The organism is Actinomadura opuntiae, assembly GCF_030283205.1.
GTDB lineage: Bacteria > Actinomycetota > Actinomycetes > Streptosporangiales > Streptosporangiaceae > Spirillospora.
The window spans coordinates 235,312-249,880 of the sequence record NZ_JASNWF010000005.1; the positions used below are offsets into that span (position 1 = coordinate 235,312).

General features: G+C 72.4%; 18 protein-coding genes. 9 read left to right on the forward strand and 9 right to left on the reverse strand.

Annotation, left to right across the window (positions count from 1 at the left end):
- Window positions 1-158 precede the first annotated feature (158 nt).
- Window positions 159-809, forward strand: coding sequence for an ATP-binding cassette domain-containing protein (locus QP089_RS12385; RefSeq protein WP_285911681.1), 651 nt, complete (start codon window positions 159-161; stop codon window positions 807-809).
- 52 nt (window positions 810-861) lie between these two features.
- On the opposite strand, the gene QP089_RS12390 is transcribed toward QP089_RS12385, so the two are convergent.
- Both QP089_RS12390 and QP089_RS12395 read right to left on the reverse strand, forming a co-directional pair.
- Window positions 862-1,815 (reverse strand): esterase/lipase family protein, encoded by a 954-nt coding sequence (locus QP089_RS12390; RefSeq protein WP_285911682.1) that lies wholly within the window; start codon window positions 1,813-1,815, stop codon window positions 862-864.
- 110 nt (window positions 1,816-1,925) lie between these two features.
- Entirely contained in the window at window positions 1,926-2,513 is a 588-nt protein-coding gene (locus QP089_RS12395; RefSeq protein ID WP_285911683.1) for a TetR/AcrR family transcriptional regulator, read from the reverse strand.
- Between the two features lie 189 nt (window positions 2,514-2,702).
- Between QP089_RS12395 and QP089_RS12400 the strand changes: the two genes are divergently transcribed.
- Window positions 2,703-3,623 carry an aldo/keto reductase gene (locus QP089_RS12400; RefSeq protein WP_285911684.1) on the forward strand — a complete coding sequence of 307 codons (921 nt, stop codon included), beginning with the start codon at window positions 2,703-2,705 and terminating at the stop codon, window positions 3,621-3,623.
- Window positions 3,624-3,661: 38 nt separating this feature from the next.
- Window positions 3,662-4,675 (forward strand): NADPH:quinone reductase, encoded by a 1,014-nt coding sequence (locus tag QP089_RS12405; RefSeq protein WP_285911685.1) that lies wholly within the window; start codon window positions 3,662-3,664, stop codon window positions 4,673-4,675.
- Here the strand turns inward: QP089_RS12405 and QP089_RS12410 are convergent.
- On the reverse strand, window positions 4,655-5,284 hold the full coding sequence (locus QP089_RS12410; RefSeq protein WP_285911686.1) for a TetR/AcrR family transcriptional regulator: 630 nt from the start codon (window positions 5,282-5,284) through the stop codon (window positions 4,655-4,657). The two genes, QP089_RS12405 and QP089_RS12410, sit on opposite strands and share 21 nt — an antisense overlap.
- Window positions 5,285-5,396: 112 nt before the next feature.
- Between QP089_RS12410 and QP089_RS12415 the strand changes: the two genes are divergently transcribed.
- A complete protein-coding gene (locus tag QP089_RS12415) occupies window positions 5,397-6,395 on the forward strand; it encodes a zinc-binding dehydrogenase (protein ID WP_285911687.1) in 999 nt (332 codons plus the stop codon).
- 122 nt (window positions 6,396-6,517) lie between these two features.
- Here QP089_RS12415 and QP089_RS12420 read toward each other — a convergent pair whose 3' ends face one another.
- Complete coding sequence (locus QP089_RS12420; RefSeq protein WP_285911688.1) at window positions 6,518-6,976, reverse strand: MarR family winged helix-turn-helix transcriptional regulator; 459 nt, start codon at window positions 6,974-6,976, stop codon at window positions 6,518-6,520.
- 64 nt (window positions 6,977-7,040) lie between these two features.
- Between QP089_RS12420 and QP089_RS12425 the strand changes: the two genes are divergently transcribed.
- Window positions 7,041-7,409, forward strand: coding sequence for a VOC family protein (locus tag QP089_RS12425; RefSeq protein WP_285911689.1), 369 nt, complete (start codon window positions 7,041-7,043; stop codon window positions 7,407-7,409).
- A 381-nt stretch (window positions 7,410-7,790) separates the two neighbouring features.
- Here QP089_RS12425 and QP089_RS12430 read toward each other — a convergent pair whose 3' ends face one another.
- Window positions 7,791-8,237 carry an SRPBCC family protein gene (locus tag QP089_RS12430; RefSeq protein WP_285911690.1) on the reverse strand — a complete coding sequence of 149 codons (447 nt, stop codon included), beginning with the start codon at window positions 8,235-8,237 and terminating at the stop codon, window positions 7,791-7,793.
- Between the two features lie 42 nt (window positions 8,238-8,279).
- Entirely contained in the window at window positions 8,280-8,759 is a 480-nt protein-coding gene (locus QP089_RS12435; protein WP_285911691.1) for an SRPBCC family protein, read from the reverse strand.
- Here QP089_RS12435 and QP089_RS12440 point away from each other — a divergent pair.
- Entirely contained in the window at window positions 8,746-9,120 is a 375-nt protein-coding gene (locus QP089_RS12440) for a TetR-like C-terminal domain-containing protein (RefSeq protein ID WP_285911990.1), read from the forward strand. The two genes, QP089_RS12435 and QP089_RS12440, sit on opposite strands and share 14 nt — an antisense overlap.
- Here the strand turns inward: QP089_RS12440 and QP089_RS12445 are convergent.
- On the reverse strand, window positions 9,110-10,288 hold the full coding sequence (locus tag QP089_RS12445; RefSeq protein ID WP_285911692.1) for a cytochrome P450: 1,179 nt from the start codon (window positions 10,286-10,288) through the stop codon (window positions 9,110-9,112). The two genes, QP089_RS12440 and QP089_RS12445, sit on opposite strands and share 11 nt — an antisense overlap.
- Window positions 10,289-10,619: 331 nt before the next feature.
- Between QP089_RS12445 and QP089_RS12450 the strand changes: the two genes are divergently transcribed.
- Window positions 10,620-10,955, forward strand: coding sequence for a YnfA family protein (locus tag QP089_RS12450; RefSeq protein ID WP_285911693.1), 336 nt, complete (start codon window positions 10,620-10,622; stop codon window positions 10,953-10,955).
- Window positions 10,956-11,001: 46 nt separating this feature from the next.
- Window positions 11,002-11,430: an archease gene (locus QP089_RS12455; RefSeq protein WP_285911694.1), complete on the forward strand. Its 429-nt coding sequence runs from the start codon at window positions 11,002-11,004 to the stop codon at window positions 11,428-11,430.
- Between the two features lie 11 nt (window positions 11,431-11,441).
- Here QP089_RS12455 and QP089_RS12460 read toward each other — a convergent pair whose 3' ends face one another.
- On the reverse strand, window positions 11,442-12,854 hold the full coding sequence (locus tag QP089_RS12460; protein ID WP_285911695.1) for an RtcB family protein: 1,413 nt from the start codon (window positions 12,852-12,854) through the stop codon (window positions 11,442-11,444).
- A gap of 68 nt (window positions 12,855-12,922) precedes the next feature.
- Entirely contained in the window at window positions 12,923-13,513 is a 591-nt protein-coding gene (locus QP089_RS12465) for a TetR family transcriptional regulator (protein WP_285911696.1), read from the reverse strand.
- Between the two features lie 123 nt (window positions 13,514-13,636).
- On the opposite strand from QP089_RS12465, the gene QP089_RS12470 reads away from it, so the two are divergent.
- Window positions 13,637-14,548 carry an SDR family oxidoreductase gene (locus QP089_RS12470; protein WP_285911697.1) on the forward strand — a complete coding sequence of 304 codons (912 nt, stop codon included), beginning with the start codon at window positions 13,637-13,639 and terminating at the stop codon, window positions 14,546-14,548.
- Window positions 14,549-14,569 lie beyond the last annotated feature (21 nt).

The following is a 14,569-nucleotide window of genomic DNA, read 5'->3' on the forward strand; positions in this document are numbered from 1 at the left end:
AGTCTTTCCAATTAGGTCGGCTCGCGGACGGCCGGACGATCTTACGGAATGCAAACGTCCGCCCAGCTCAGGCGGCTACTGGCGAGTCACCTCCATAGCCTCGTATCACGCGGGCGCTCCGGGACGGCCGGACTCCGCACGGTGCGAGGGGAACGAGGATGAGCACAATCGTCGTCGAGGCACGCGACCTGCGCGTCAGCAGCGGCGGTGGCCGGCCGGTCGGGGGCTTCTCGCTGGCGGTGCCGGAAGGCGGGGTTCACGCGCTGCTCGGCCGCCAGGGAGCGGGCAAGACGCTGCTGCTGGAGGCATTGGCCGGCCTACGCCGACCCTCCGGCGGACGGGTTCGGCTCCGGGGCGCCGACCCCTATGCCGAGCGGGGCGCGCTCCGGATCGGCACGGTGTGGCGGGACGGCGGGCTCTTCCCCGGCCTCACCGTCACCGAGATCGTCGAAGGCTGGCGCCGCTGGACGCTGGACCCGCTGACGGTGGACGAGGCGCTCGCGCTGACCGGCCTGGAGAGGGTCGCCGGGGTGCGGTTCGAGCGGCTGGCGGCCGGCGAGCGGCGGCTGCTCGACCTGTCGCTGGCGATGGTGGCCCGCTCGGACGTGCTGTTCCTCGACGAGCCCACGTCCGGCCTGGACGATGGAACGATCCACCGGATCTGGGCGACGCTGCGGCGCGTCTCCGCGGCCGGCACGACCGTGCTGCTCGCCACCCGCGACGCGGCCGAGGGCCGGCGCGCCGACAACGTGAGCGCCGTAGATCAGGACCGCTCCTACGCGACCGGGTACCACCTCGGCGCCGCCTGACCGCGGGCGTGACCGTTGATGCGCACCGCGCTCGGCTTCGCGGCGTGGCGGTCTAGATGTTCGGGCCGTAGCCGGTGCACGTCGGCGTGAAGCCCGGTTCGTCGGGCCCGATGGCGTTGAGGATGATCTGCATGACCGGGCCGTCGAGCGTGATCCCGGAGTGGCTGACGGGGTCGTCGGGACACAGGTCCTGCAGCAGGATGTTGGTGGAGTCGCCGCCGTGCAGGAACGAGTTCGTCAGCGGGGTCACGGTGGTGTCGTGCGAGGTCGCGATCGTCAGGTAGCGGACGCCGGGGACGGTGTCGCCGTCGGCGAACAGCGCCTTCTGGAAGTCGGAGCCGTCCTCCTGCTCGGGGTAGGCGGGGGCGCCGATGAAGCGGTACGCGTCGTTGACCAGCCCGAGGACGTGCAATGAGCGTCCGATGTCGACCAGGCCCTGCATGGTCGTGCCGTGGTTGGTCGGGACGAGGCCGATCATCGTGCGCACCCTGGCCGCGCCGCCGAGCCGCTTGATGTAGTAGTTCGGCATCATCCCGCCCTGCGAGGCGCCGACCACGTCGACCTTGGCGGCGCCCGTCGCGGCCAGCACCCGGTCGACGAACGCGCTCATCGTGCGGGCCGACTCCGCGATCTCGCCGAGTCCGTAGATGTGGCCGAGGCTGGAGGACGTCTCGCCGTAGTTGAACCCGTAGACGCAGTACCCCGCGTTGGCCAGGGTGGGGGCGATCATGGCGCCGGCCGAGCCGAGGTTGGACGTCGTGCCGTGGACGATCACCACCGGGTAGGGGTGGTCGGCGGACGGGCGGCACGACCAGACGTTGGCGCCGGGCGCCGCGTCCGGGCTGAAGAGGAAGTTGCCGATCGAGGTCGCCAGGTCGCCCACCGGGTAGGCGGTCTGCGCGGCGGCGGCGGGGGCGGGCGCGAGCCCGGGGGCGGTCATGACGGTGCAGGCCGCCAGCGCGGCCGCGAGGCGGCGGCGCGCGGCGGGCTTCCCGGGGAACCTCATAAGAACAACGGTATCTATTTGAGAGCTGTCCGGCTGCGCACCCGAGTGACAACCCACCGGGCACGCCTTCGTCGTCGACGACGAACCCCGGACGCGCGCCTGCGGCGTCTCTACCGGGCCCGGATGCCGTCGAGGATGAGCGAGACGACCCCCTCGGCCTCGGCTTCGGCCTCTGGGGACTGCCATTCCGCCGCGTGCATCGGGTCGTGGAAGCGGTTGGTCGCGTTGAAGACGGCCCGCGCGATCGCCTCCGGGTCGCCGGGCTCGAAGTCGCCGCCGGCGATGCCGTCGGCGACGATCGCGCGAACCTGGGCGAGCAGGAACTCGACGTGGGCGGACGACACGCTGCTGTGCTCCGCCGCCAGCACCCGGAAGGTGGCGAACAGCTCCGGGTCCTCCTTCGCCTTCGCCCATTTCACCGCGAACATCGTGGTGAGCAGGCCGCGCAGCCGGTCGGGCGGAGGCAGGGCGGAATCTTGCGCCGCGGTGACGAACTCTTCCCTCACCCTGTCGAGCCAGCACAGGATCACGGCCTCGCGCAACGCGGCCTTGGACGGGAAGTGCCGGTACACGCTCCCGTGGCTCACTCCCAGCAGCCGCGCGACGTCGAGCACCGTGGTCTTCTCCGGTCCGTGGCGGCGCAGCACCTCTTCGGTCGCCGACACGATCGTCTCCGCGTCGAGCGGCTCCCCGCGCATCAGGCCTCCTCCTCGGTGCGGCACGCAGCCGTCGTGCCCGGCCGCTGGACGTTCCCAGCGAGGAACGTACGCCAGCGGCTGACGGAACCCAAACCATGTACGTTCGTCAGCTGCCATCGCGATGACAAATATTGAAATCTGTCATCCATTGCTTGTACGGTGTGGCCGCGGGCGCGCCGGACGGACGGCGTGCCACCCGATCGAGGAGGCCCTCCCATCAGCACCTCAACCGCCGCGTTCGCCGGCCGCGCCGTGTCCCGGATCGGCTACGGCGCCGCCCAGCTCCCCCGCCTGCACGACCGCCGCGACGAGGCCGTCGCGCCGCTGCGCCGCGCGATCGAACTGGGCGTGGACCATGTGGACACCGCCGAGTTCTACGGCTTCGGCTTCGCCAACGCCGTGATCCGCAAGGCCGTGCGTCCCGAAGACGATGTCCTCATCGTCACCAAGGTCGGCGCCGACCCCGATCCGGGCGGGCGCCTCCCGTTGCGGATCGCGCAGCGGCCCGAGCAACTGCGGGCCAGCGTCGAGGCCAACCTGCGCAGCCTCGGCGTCGATCGGCTGGCGGTCGTCAACCTCCGCCGTCTGGACAGCGGCCCCGGCCTGCGTCCCGAGGGCGACCAGGTGGTCGACCTCGACGACCAGCTCGCGGTGATGACGGCCCTGCGCGACGAGGGCAAGATCGGCGCGATCGGCCTGAGCAGCGTCACCCTCGACGGCCTGCGCCGCGCCCTGCCGGCCGGCGTCGTCTGCGTCCAGAACGCCTACAGCCTCGTCTCCCGCGACGACGAGGACATGCTGCGGTTGTGCGCGTCCGAGGGCATCGCCTGGGTGCCGTTCTTCCCGCTTGGCGGGGCCTTCCCCGGGCTCCCGAAGGTCACCGAGGAGCCGACCGTCCATGCCGTCGCCGAGTCGCTGGGCGCCACGCCCTCGCAGGTCGGCCTCGCCTGGCTGCTGCACCACGCCCCGAACGTGCTGCTCATACCCGGCACCGCCGACGCCGCCCACCTGGAGGCCAACATGGCGGCGGGCGAGATCACGTTCGGCGACGCCGACCGCACCGCGCTCGACGCGGTCGAGTCCCGTTCGAACGATGTCCCGATCGGTTAGCCGAGATCGAAGCCCTGTTCTGCCGATCGGAAGGAATCATGAAAGCGATCGTCTATCGCGGCAACGGCGGCCCCGACGTTCTTCAGCTCGTCGAGCGCGACCCGCCCGTACCCGGCCCCGGCGAGGTTCGGGTGCGGGTCGCCGTGTCCGGAGTCAACCCGGCCGATCGGCAGGCCCGCGCCGACGCTCCCCTGGCGTTCCCGGAGATCACCCCGCACCTGGACGGCGCCGGCGTGATCGACGCCGTCGGCGAGGGGGTCGACCGCAGCCGGGTCGGGCAGCGGGTCTGGCTGTTCATGGCCGCCGCCGGACGTCCCACCGGCACCGCCGCCGAGTTCACCGTCGTGCCCGCCGACCGGGCCGTGCCGCTGCCCGACGAGGCCGGTTTCGAGGTCGGCGCCTCGCTCGGCGTCCCCGCGCTCACCGCGCACCGCGCGCTCACCGTCGCCGAGGACGGCCCGCGCCGCCTGCGGCCCGGCGCGCTCGACGGCCGGGTGGTGCTCGCCGCGGGCGGGGCCGGGGCGGTCGGGCATGCGGTGATCCAGCTCGCCCGGTGGGCCGGCGCCACCGTGATCGGCACGGTCAGCGGCCCGGACAAGGCCCGGCTGGCCACCGCCGCCGGCGCCCACCACGTCGTCAACTACCGCGAGGGCGATCCGGCCGCCGAGATCCGCGAGATCGCGCCGGACGGCGTCGACATCGTCGCCGAAGTGGCGCTCGGCGCGAACCTGGCCCTGGACCTGGCCGTCCTGCGGACTCGCGGCACGATCGCGACCTACGCCAACGACGGTGGCAAGCCGGTCGAACTGGACGTCCTGCAGAACATGGTCCTCAACACGCGCTTGCAGTTCCTCGTCCTTTACACCGCCGGTCCGCAGGTGCGCGCGGCGGCCGCCGAGGACGTCGCCGCCGCCGTCCGCGACGGCGCCCTGCCGGTCGGCGAGGAGCACGGCCTGCCGCTGATCCGCTTTCCGCTCGCCCGCACCGCCGACGCGCACCGGGCGGTGGAGAATGGCGCGGTCGGCAAGGTCCTAGTGGACGTCTCGCAGTAACGGCGGCGACGTGAGCGCGTCCCAGGCGGCCATCGCGCAGGTGATGACCGCTTCCAGCTCTGCGCGGTCGGCGCCGTCGCGGGCCTGTATGGAGAGGCCCTGCACCACGGTGGTGTAGTAGCGGGCGACGGCGTCGAGGTTGGCGGGGGACGCGGTGAGGTCGCCGTCCGTGACACCGCGGGCGAGCCGGTCCTTGATGGCGGCGAGCATGTCGTGCCGCAGACCGGCCAGGAACTCCCGGACCTCGTGGTTCTCCACGGCGCCGGTCGGCGCGGCAAGGATGAGCATGCAGTAGTGCGGGGCGTCGGAACGGGTGATCTCGTCGGCGGTGGCGCGCAGCATCGCGTGGATCGCGGCGCGCGCGGTGGGCTGCTCGCCCAGCGCGCGCCGGGGCGGCTCGCCCGACGTCGCGCCGTACAGCGCCATGACCTTGCGGAACAGCTCCTCCTTGCTGCCGAAGCAGGCGTAGATGCTGGCCGAGGCGATGCCCATGGCGCGGGCCAGGTCGCTGAGGGAGGTCCCCTCGTAGCCGCGCTCCCAGAACACGTCCAGCGCCTGGCGCAGCGCGGTGTCCGGGTCGAAGGTGCGCGGCCTGCCGCGAGTAGCCATCCGGGTGTGTCTCCGTAATTGTTTGTCGTTCGATCAACTTTACCTTGACCCGGGTCGGACGGCCATGGGACGGTTTGTTTGTCGTTCGATAAACAAAGAGGAGCCGACCGCCATGAGCCCTCCGCCCGCCATGCGCGCCCTGCGGCAGACGTCCCTGGACGGTCCGCGGGACCTGCGCCTGATCACCGACGCGCCGGTCCCGGCGCCGGGACCGGGCGAGGTGCTGATCCGGGTCGTCGCCGCCGGCGTCAACTTCGTCGACATCTCGCAGGCCCGCGGCACGTTCGCGGGCGGCCCGCAGCCGCCGTACACGGCCGGCATCGAGGGCGCCGGTGAAGTCGTCGCGGTCGGCGAGGGAGTGACCGCACCGGCGCCCGGCGCCCATGTCGTCGGCGTCGGCATCGGAGGCGGCGCGTTCGCCGAGTACATGGTGCTGCCGGCGGCCGCCGCGATGCCGGTGCCCGCCGGCTGGGCCGACGAGCAGGCGCTGGGCCTGGTCGTGAACTGCCCGACCGCGCTGGCGGCGCTCAAGCCGCTCGGCGGTGTCACCGCCGGGCAGACCGTGCTGATCCACGCCGCGGCCGGCGGGACCGGGCAGGCCGCGGTGACGATGGCCAAGCACTACGGCGCGACGGTGATCGCCGCTGCCTCACCGGGCAAGCACGAGGTGGTCCGGGCACTGGGCGCCGACCACGTCCTCGACTCCAGCAGCCCCGATCTCGCCGCCGAAGTCCTGCGGCTGACCGGCGGTGCGGGCGCCGACCTGGTGCTGGAGTCGGCCGGTGGCGCCACGCTCGGCGCCAGCCTGGCCGCGGCCAAGCGGGTCACCGGACGGGTGGTCGTCTACGGCCTGGCCGGCGGCGAAGCCGCGATCACCAACTGGGATCTGGTCTACCAGCACCAGGTGCACCTCATCGGCCTGAACATCGGCGTTCTGGCCCAGGCCGCACCGCGGATCTTCGGCGCGGTCATGGGCGAGATGTCCGGCCTTCTCGCGGACGGCGTGCTCGGCCCCGGCCGTCCCACCACCTGCGAACTGGCCGAAGGACCGAAAGCACTGGCGGAACTGGAAGCCCGAGCCACCACGGGCAAACTCGCCCTCCTGCCCTGATCCCGCAGGAGAGCGTCCCGGCCGTCGTCGACGTCCTCGAAGCGCAGGCCGGCGCGCCCAGCCTGCGCTTCCTGGACCGCCACGGCGAGACCGTCCCGTGGTGAGGGACGCCGCGGGACGAGCTAGGCGCCGCCGTCGCCGTCGCGCAGGGAACGGATCATGCTCTGCAGGATCCGGAACGCGTCCGCCCGCTCGGCCTCGGTCATGCCGGACAGCATCCTGACCTCGACGGACCGGACCGCCGCGGTCGCCTTCTCCAGGCTCCGCCGTCCGCGCGGCGTGAGCCGCGCGGGAAGGGCCTTCCCGCGCGGCGCCTCCGCTGGCCGGGTCACGTAGCCGTCCCGTTCCAGGGCCTGGAGCAGCACGTTCATCGTCTGCCGGGTGACGAACGCGCCCCGCGCGAGCTCGGAGTTCGACAGGCCCGGCCGCTGGGCCAGCAGCTCGAGGCAGGCGTAGTGCGTCACGCTCATCCCGAGCGGCCGCAGCACCTCCTCCATGGCCGCGCGCAGGGCGCTCGACGCCTCTTTCAGCAGGTAGCCCAGGGACGTCCGCAGGTCGACGCCGGCACCGTCTTGACTCATGTCAGTATTCTGACATACCGTGAGCTGTGTCAGAAAACTGACACATATTCGAAGGAGCTTCGCCATGCCCGTCACCGGCCCCGACTTCATCTCGCTCCAAGCGCGCGACCTCGACGCCTCGCAGGCGTTCTACGAGCGGTACCTCGGCCTCGTCCGCTCGCAGAACGGACCGCCGCACGCCGTCGTCTTCGAGACCAAGCCGATCGCGTTCGCGCTCCGCGACATCGTTCCCGGCACCGATCTCGCATCCGCCGCCCGGCCGGGCATCGGTGCCGCGATCTGGCTCCACGCCACCGACGTCCAGGCCATCCACGACGCTCTGGCCGCCGACGGCCACACCATCGTCTCCGCACCGATCGACGGCCCCTTCGGCCGGACGTTCACCTTCGCCGACCCCGACGGCTACCAGATCACCCTCCACGACCGCGCCTGACAGAACCATCGGCGACCACCGGCTCCCAGGACCGAGTCGCGCCCGAGGCTCGAGAATCCGGGCGGCCGCGGGCACGGGCGGCGGTCAGAGGGCGGAACCGCCGGTGCCCTTCCTCGGTGAGTCCGGCCAGGTCCGCGCTGCGGCCGATGCCGGCGTTGTTGACGATGATGTCGATGCGGGCGTCTCGTCGAACGCCTCCCACAGCGCCGCCGCGTCACCGTGCCGGCCCACCCGGCGGGCTGCCTCATCATGCGGTCGGCCACCAACGTCACCCCCAAGGACACCGACTTCGAGGCGTTCCTGCGCGACATCCGCAACGCCAACGTCGACGCCTTCACCGACCGCTTCGACGAGGCCGTCCGCGCCGGGCGAACTCCCCCGCTACGCCGACTCGCGGTTCTCGGCGTAGCGGGCCAGGCCTTCCGCCATGCCCTGCATGAATTTCTGGAGGTAGCGCGGCATGAACCAGCGCAGCAGCCAACTCGTCTCGTACTCGCCGTGCCAGTGAATGACCGTGCCCGAATTGGGTGCCGGTTCAAGCTCGATGCGCGCTTGATAGTTGCGCATTGACGAATTGAACGCGTCTTCGTAGGCCAGGAGGCGTGGCTCGACCTTTTCCGTCAGCCGTTCTCCGGTCACGGTGCGGCCCGTCCGGAAGGCGCGGACGGCGCCGACACCGTCGTCGCCGCCCGGGTCGAGGCCGACCGAGCGTGCCGTGTCCAGGGCGTCCACCTTGGACCACAGCGGCCAGGTCGTGGCGTCGACCAGCAGCCTCCAGACGGTTTCCGGCGAGGCGGCGGTGGTCACGGTGACGTCATATTTGTGCATTGCAAAAGGCTCCTGTGAGTGACGCGTCGGCGTTCCATCGTGTCAGCGAGGCCGGTCGGAGGTGCGCGCCTCCGCGGTGATCTTCAACTCATCCAGCCATGTGTTGAGCCCCTGGGCGAGGATTTCGGTCGCGAGTGGCACGTTCGCGTCGACCTGTTCACCGGTGTGGGTCTCTTCGGTGCGTACCAGAACGCCGCCTTTCACCTTGGTGAAGTTCCATACGTGCACGCCGTTGATGCGCAGTCCGTCACCGATCGCGGGGCCGGTCCAGCGGATGCACGACTCGTGCTTGAGCTGGTTGACGGTCGAGGTGATCTCCAGGGTGGTGGCGGGCGTGGTCGGGGTGGGCGGCGCCGGGGTCGTCCACCGGAACACCGAGCCCTTGCGGAAGGCGCCGTTGTCGAGGCGTTTCGCCGTCTCGACGTGAGCCTGCCAGGACGGCCAGCGCGCCACGTCGGTCTGCAACCTCCAGACGGTCTTCAGCGGCGCGGGCGCCGATCTGGCCGCGCTGGCGCACGCCATCCGCGCCTGGGCGCTGGACGACCCTCAGCGGTACTTCCTCATCTACGGCACGCCCGTCCCCGGCTACCACGCGCCTGACGACACCACCGCCATCTCGTCCGAGATCATGGCGGTCCTGCTCGACGCCTGCACGGCGCTGGAGCCGGAAGGCCGCGCCACACCGTTCGAGACGTACCTGGACGAGCACCGGGAGTGGGCCGGCGACCACCCCGCCCCGCCCGCCGCCGTGCACCGGGCGTTGAGCTTCTGGACCCGGATCCACGGCGTCCTGTCCCTGGAACTCGCCGGCCACTTCGCCGGGATGAGGTTCGACCCCGCCCGGCTGTTCGCGGCCGAACTGGACGACCTCCTCATCCCGTGAGCGGCCGCCAGGTGAGGGGGAGGGTGTCCAGGCCGAGGACGAGGCTGGCGTGCTCAGTGGGACGGGCGCCGTCGGGGATCCGGTAGTCGGGGACGCGGCGGTGCCACTCCTCCAGCGCGACGCGCAGTTCCAGGCGGGCCAGGTGGGAGCCGAGGCAGCGGTGCGGGCCGGCGCCGAACGCGATGTGCCGGTTGGACGTCCGGTCGAAGTCGACGGTCTGGGGGTCGGCGAAAACGCGGGGATCGCGGTTGGCCATCGCGAGCGGCAGCATGACCATGTCGCCCGCGTGCATCGGGCAGCCGTGGGTCGTGGCGTCCGCGGTGAGCTTGCGGGCGGGCAGCACCAGCGAGTAGGCGCGCAGCAGTTCCTCGACGGCGTCGGGGATGACGGCCGGATCCGCCGAGATCCGGGCCCGGTCGGCGTCATGGCGGGCCAGGTGCCAGAACGAGTACGACAGCTGCGCGGCGACGGTGTCGAGGCCGGCCAGGAACAGCAGGGTGCACAGTTGCAGCAGCTCGCCGTCGGTGACGGGCCTGCCGTCCGGCTCGAAGGCGATCGCGGCGCTGACGACGTCGTCGCTCGGGTCCCGGCGCCGCTCGGCGATCAGCTCCTCGAACAGGGCGGTCACCTTGCCCATGGCCTCGGCGCGTCCGGCCCCCGCCGACGAGCGCGCGTGCAGGATCGCGTACTCCCACTCCAGGAACTCCTCCAGCCTGCCGACCGGCAGCCCCATGAACTCCAGGAAGACGGCCGTGGGGTAGCGGCGGGCGAAGTCGGTGACGAAGTCGCACGAGCCCCGGGCCGCCAGGGCGTCGATCAGTTCGACGCACCGCCGCCGGATGGCGTCCTCCATCGCGGCGGCGCGGGCCGGGGTGAACAGCGGGCGCAGCAGCCGCCGCCAGGTGGTGTGCTCGGGCGGATCCAGCATGACCGGGATCCACTGGTAGGACGGGTTCTGGTCGATGACGGCGATGGCCCGGCTGGAGTGGGACGCGGTGTCCTGATAGGCGGCGAGGATGTCGGCGTACCGGGTCAGCACCCAGAATCCGTGCGCGGCCGGGCTATGGAAGGCCGGGCACTGCTCGCGGAGTTCGTCCAGCATCGCGTGGGTGGTGCCGGCCGGACGGGGCTCGCCGAAGGGGTCGAAGTCGATCCGCGGATGGCTCATCGGCGATCTCCCTCGTCGCGGGGCGACCACGGCGATCCCCCATGCCGATCATAGGAATTCCAGGGGAACCCGGCCGGGATGCCCTGTTTCGGACATCCCCGATTTCCGAGATCGGTCGGCGAAGGCCCGGCGGCCGGAACGGCTCGCGGGCGGCCCTTGACCTTCGAGCCGGATCCAAGGTCTACCGTCGAAGACGTGGGCGTGTGGGAGTCGGGCGCGTGCGCGCAGGTCAGGACCGATCTGCGGCCGCGTCTCGCCGCCCGTCTCGCCGACGCCCGCGCCCGCGCGGCCGAAGTGCTGTTCGCCTGACTTCGACAAGGATCTCCTCACCGTGCTCATCGTCCGCTCCCTCGCCCTGTTCGTGCTGGCCGCGCTGCTGGAGATCGGCGGCGCCTGGCTGGTCTGGCAGGGCGTGCGGGAGCATCGCGGCCTCGGCTGGGCCGGCGCCGGGATCATCGCGCTGGGCGCCTACGGGTTCGTCGCGACGCTCCAGCCCGACGCGCATTTCGGCCGCATCCTCGCCGCCTACGGCGGGGTCTTCGTCGCCGGGTCGCTGGTCTGGGCCGTGGTCATGGACCGGTTCCGCCCGGATCGGTGGGACGTCCTCGGCGCGCTGGTCTGCCTGGCCGGGGTGGCCGTCATCATGTACATGCCGCGGCACCGCTGAGGGGCGCCGGGCGGTTGCCGCCGGGGGCGGCGGGTAGGCGCGCAGGGTGGAGTCATCGGACGCGGCGGGACATCGGGGTGTGCCGCACACCGCCGACCTGCGGATCGAGGCGTGGGCTCCGACGCGCGAGCGGTGCGTCGCCGAGGCCGTGGCCGGGCTCGTGGGGTCGTTCGCCGACACCGCCGGGGTCCGGCCGTCGCGCCGCGTCCGGGTGACGGTGCCGCCGGGACCGGACGGCGACGCGCTCGTGACCGTCCTGGACGAGGTGATCTACCGGCTCGAGGTGGACGGAGACCTCGTCCTCGGCGCCGAGATCACCCGCGCGCCGGACGCGGGCCTCATTGCCGAAATGACGGTCGGCGACGTCGAGCAGGCGACGGCCGTGGGTGCGGTGCCCAAGGCGGTGTCGCTGCACGATTTGTGCTTCGAGCGGGGCGAGGACGGCTGGTTCTGCGCGGTGACGATCGACGTGTGACCGGCCCGGGGTCACCCCTTGACGACGCCCACGGGCAGGAGCCGGGCGACCTTGCGGCACAGTCCCGCGCCCTCGCTGGCCTCGATGACGGCGGACACGTCCTTGTAGGCGTCCGGCGCCTCCTCCGCCAGCCCGCGCCACGACGACGGCCGCACCGCGATGCCCTGCCGCTCCATCGACGCGCGCAGCTGCCTGCCGTCGACGCCGCGGGCGGCCTGGTGGCGGCTCTGCACCCGTCCGGCGCCGTGGCAGGTGGAGGCGAACGCGGGCCCGCCCGGCATGCCGGCCAGGACGTAGGACGAGGTGCCCATGGTGCCGGGGATCAGCACCGGCTGCCCGGCGTCGCGCAGGTCGGGCGGAAGGTCGGGGTGCCCGGGCGGCAGCGCGCGGGTGGCGCCCTTGCGGTGCACGCACAACGTCCGCCGCTCGCCGTCCACGCCGTGCTCTTCGAGCTTGGCCAGGTTGTGGGAGACGTCGTAGACGAGGTCGAGCCGGGCGCCGGCGACCCTCTGGAACACGCGGCGGGCGGCCTCGGCGAGCAGCTGCCGGTTGGCGCGGCCGTAGTTGGCGGCCGCGGCCATCGCGCCCAGGTAGGCGCGGCCTTCGGCGGAGTCGACCGGCGCGCAGGCGAGCTGCCGGTCGGGCACCCGGATCCCGTGCCGCGGCATCTGCCGCTCCATCGCGCGGACGTGGTCGGTGCAGATCTGGTGCCCCAGCCCCCGCGAACCGCAGTGGATCATGACGCAGACCTGCCCGGCGCGCAGCCCGAACGCCTCGGCCGCCTCCGGGTCGTAGACCTCGCCGACCCGCTGCACCTCCAGGAAGTGGTTGCCGGACCCGAGGCTCCCCACCTGGCCGGCGCCCCGCTCCAGCGCCCGGTCGCCGACCTGGTCCGGGTCGGCGTCGGCGACCGCGCCGGCGTCCTCGCAGCGCAAAAGGTCCCGCTCGGTCCCGTGGCCCTGCTCGACGGCGTACCGCGATCCGCCGGTGAGGATGCCGGCCAGCTCGCGGCGTCCGGGCAGCCGCCAGACCGCGCCCTTGCCCATGCCGCGCGGGATCACCGGGTCGAGCCCGTCCATCAGCTTCTCCAGGACGGGTTCCAGGTCGGCGGCGTCGAGGTCGGCGGCCATCAGCCGGACGCCGCAGGAGATGTCGAACCCGACTCCGCCGGGCGAGACGACCCCTCCCTGCGCCGGGTCGGTGGCGGCGACGCCGCCGATGGCGAAGCCGTAGCCCCAGTGGATGTCCGGCATGGCGTACGAGGCGTCCACCACTCCCGGCAGCTGCGCCACGTTGGCGACCTGGTCGATCGCGTTGCCGGCCGTCTTCAGCAGCTCCCGCGAGGCGAACAGCACGCCCGGGACGCGCATGTCCCCGGTCGGCTCGATCTCGAACCGGTAGGGCCCTTCCTGCAGCAACTCCACATCGCCGGGGCTACCCCCGGCCACCTCGCCCATGCCGCCGCCCCATGATCCGTTCCGCGGGCGGGGCGTCAGCCTTCGGGACGTTCCCGGGCCGGCGGGGCGGACGCGGAGAGCGCGCGCAGATCGTCGAAGGCTTGGCGGAGATGTTCGTCCAGGCCCTGTGAGGGGTCGTCGATCCAGGCCTGGACGCCATGGTGGAAGGTGGCCCACCCGGTCTGCGCGGCCAAGTCGGCCAGGCGGTCGGCGACGCCGCGCTTCCGCAGTGCCTCGGCGACGGCCTCGGTCATCGACGCGGCCTTGGCCAGCTCGCGTTCGCGGAGCGCCGGCGTCGCGGCGATGACCTGCAGCCGGGGTTCGGAGAACGGGCGGTTCTCCTCGAGGATGCGCCCGGCCTTCTGGAACGCGCTCAGCAGTGCCTCCAGTGGCTCAAGGCCGTCGGGCGCCTCGGCGACCGCCTGCATGAGCGCGGCCCGCAGGTCGGCTTCGCCGTGGAACAGCACCTCGCGCTTGTCCGGGAAGTGACGGAAGAACGTGCGCTCGTTGACGCCGGCCCTGGCGGCGATCTCGGCCGTGGTGGTCCGGTCGAATCCGCGTTCCCGGTACAGCTCCAGGGCCGCCTGCTGAAGGCGGCGCCGCGCTTCCGCTCCGCTCCGTGGCACGCCCCGAGGCTACCGCACGCGCCAGTCACTGGCGTTATGTTGCGCCAGTGACTGGCACTACGTGTAAGGTCAGTGACTGGCGCTAAGTAGTGCCAGTCACTGACCTTACGTCGGGAGAGTTCCATGCACGTCTTCGTCACCGGCGGTTCCGGCCTAACCGGCCCCGCCGTCGTCGCCGAGCTCGTCGCGGCCGGCCACACCGTCACCGGCCTGGCGCGCTCGGACGCCGCCGCAGCCCGGCTGGAGTCGCTGGGCGCCGCACCGCACCGCGGTTCCCTGGACGACCTCGACAGCCTGCGCCGCGGCGCCGAGGCCGCCGACGGCGTCCTGCACATGGCCTTCGGCGGCGACTTCTCCGACCCCGACGACATGATGAGGCGCGATACGTCCGCGATCGGGACGCTCGGCGCGGCGTTGGCGGGCTCGGGCGGGCCGTTCGTCAGCACCTCGGGGACGCTGGTCATGCCGGCCGGCCGGGAGACCAGCGAGACCGACGAGCCCGACCCGGCCGGGATCGCCGGCTTCCGGATCCCGGGCGAGCGGGCCTGCCTGGACTTCGCCGGCCGGGGAGTGCGCGCGAGCGTGGTCCGGCTCGCCCCCACCGTCCACGGCCCCGGCGACTACGGCTTCATCGGCATGCTCGTCGCCACCGCCCGCAAGACCGGCGTGTCGGCCTACGTCGGCGACGGCGCCAACCGGTGGCCCGCGGTGCACCGGCGCGACGCGGCGGTCCTGTTCCGCCTGGCGCTGGAGAAGGCTCCGGCGGGCAGCGTGCTGCACGGAGCGGCCGAGAGCGGCGTCACGATGAAGAGCATCGCGGAGACGATCGCCCGCGGGCTCGGCCTGCCCGCGGTCTCGCTGACCCCCGAGGAGGCCGCCGCGCACTTCCCGAGCCCGTTCATGGCCGTCGTCTACGGGTTCGACGCCCCCGTCTCCAGCGCCCGCACCCGAGCGCTGCTCGGCTGGTCCCCCACGCACCCGACGCTGCTCGACGACGTGGAGCACGGCGACTACCTGGCCACGCCGACCCCCTGACAGCGGTCACCCGCTTTTCTT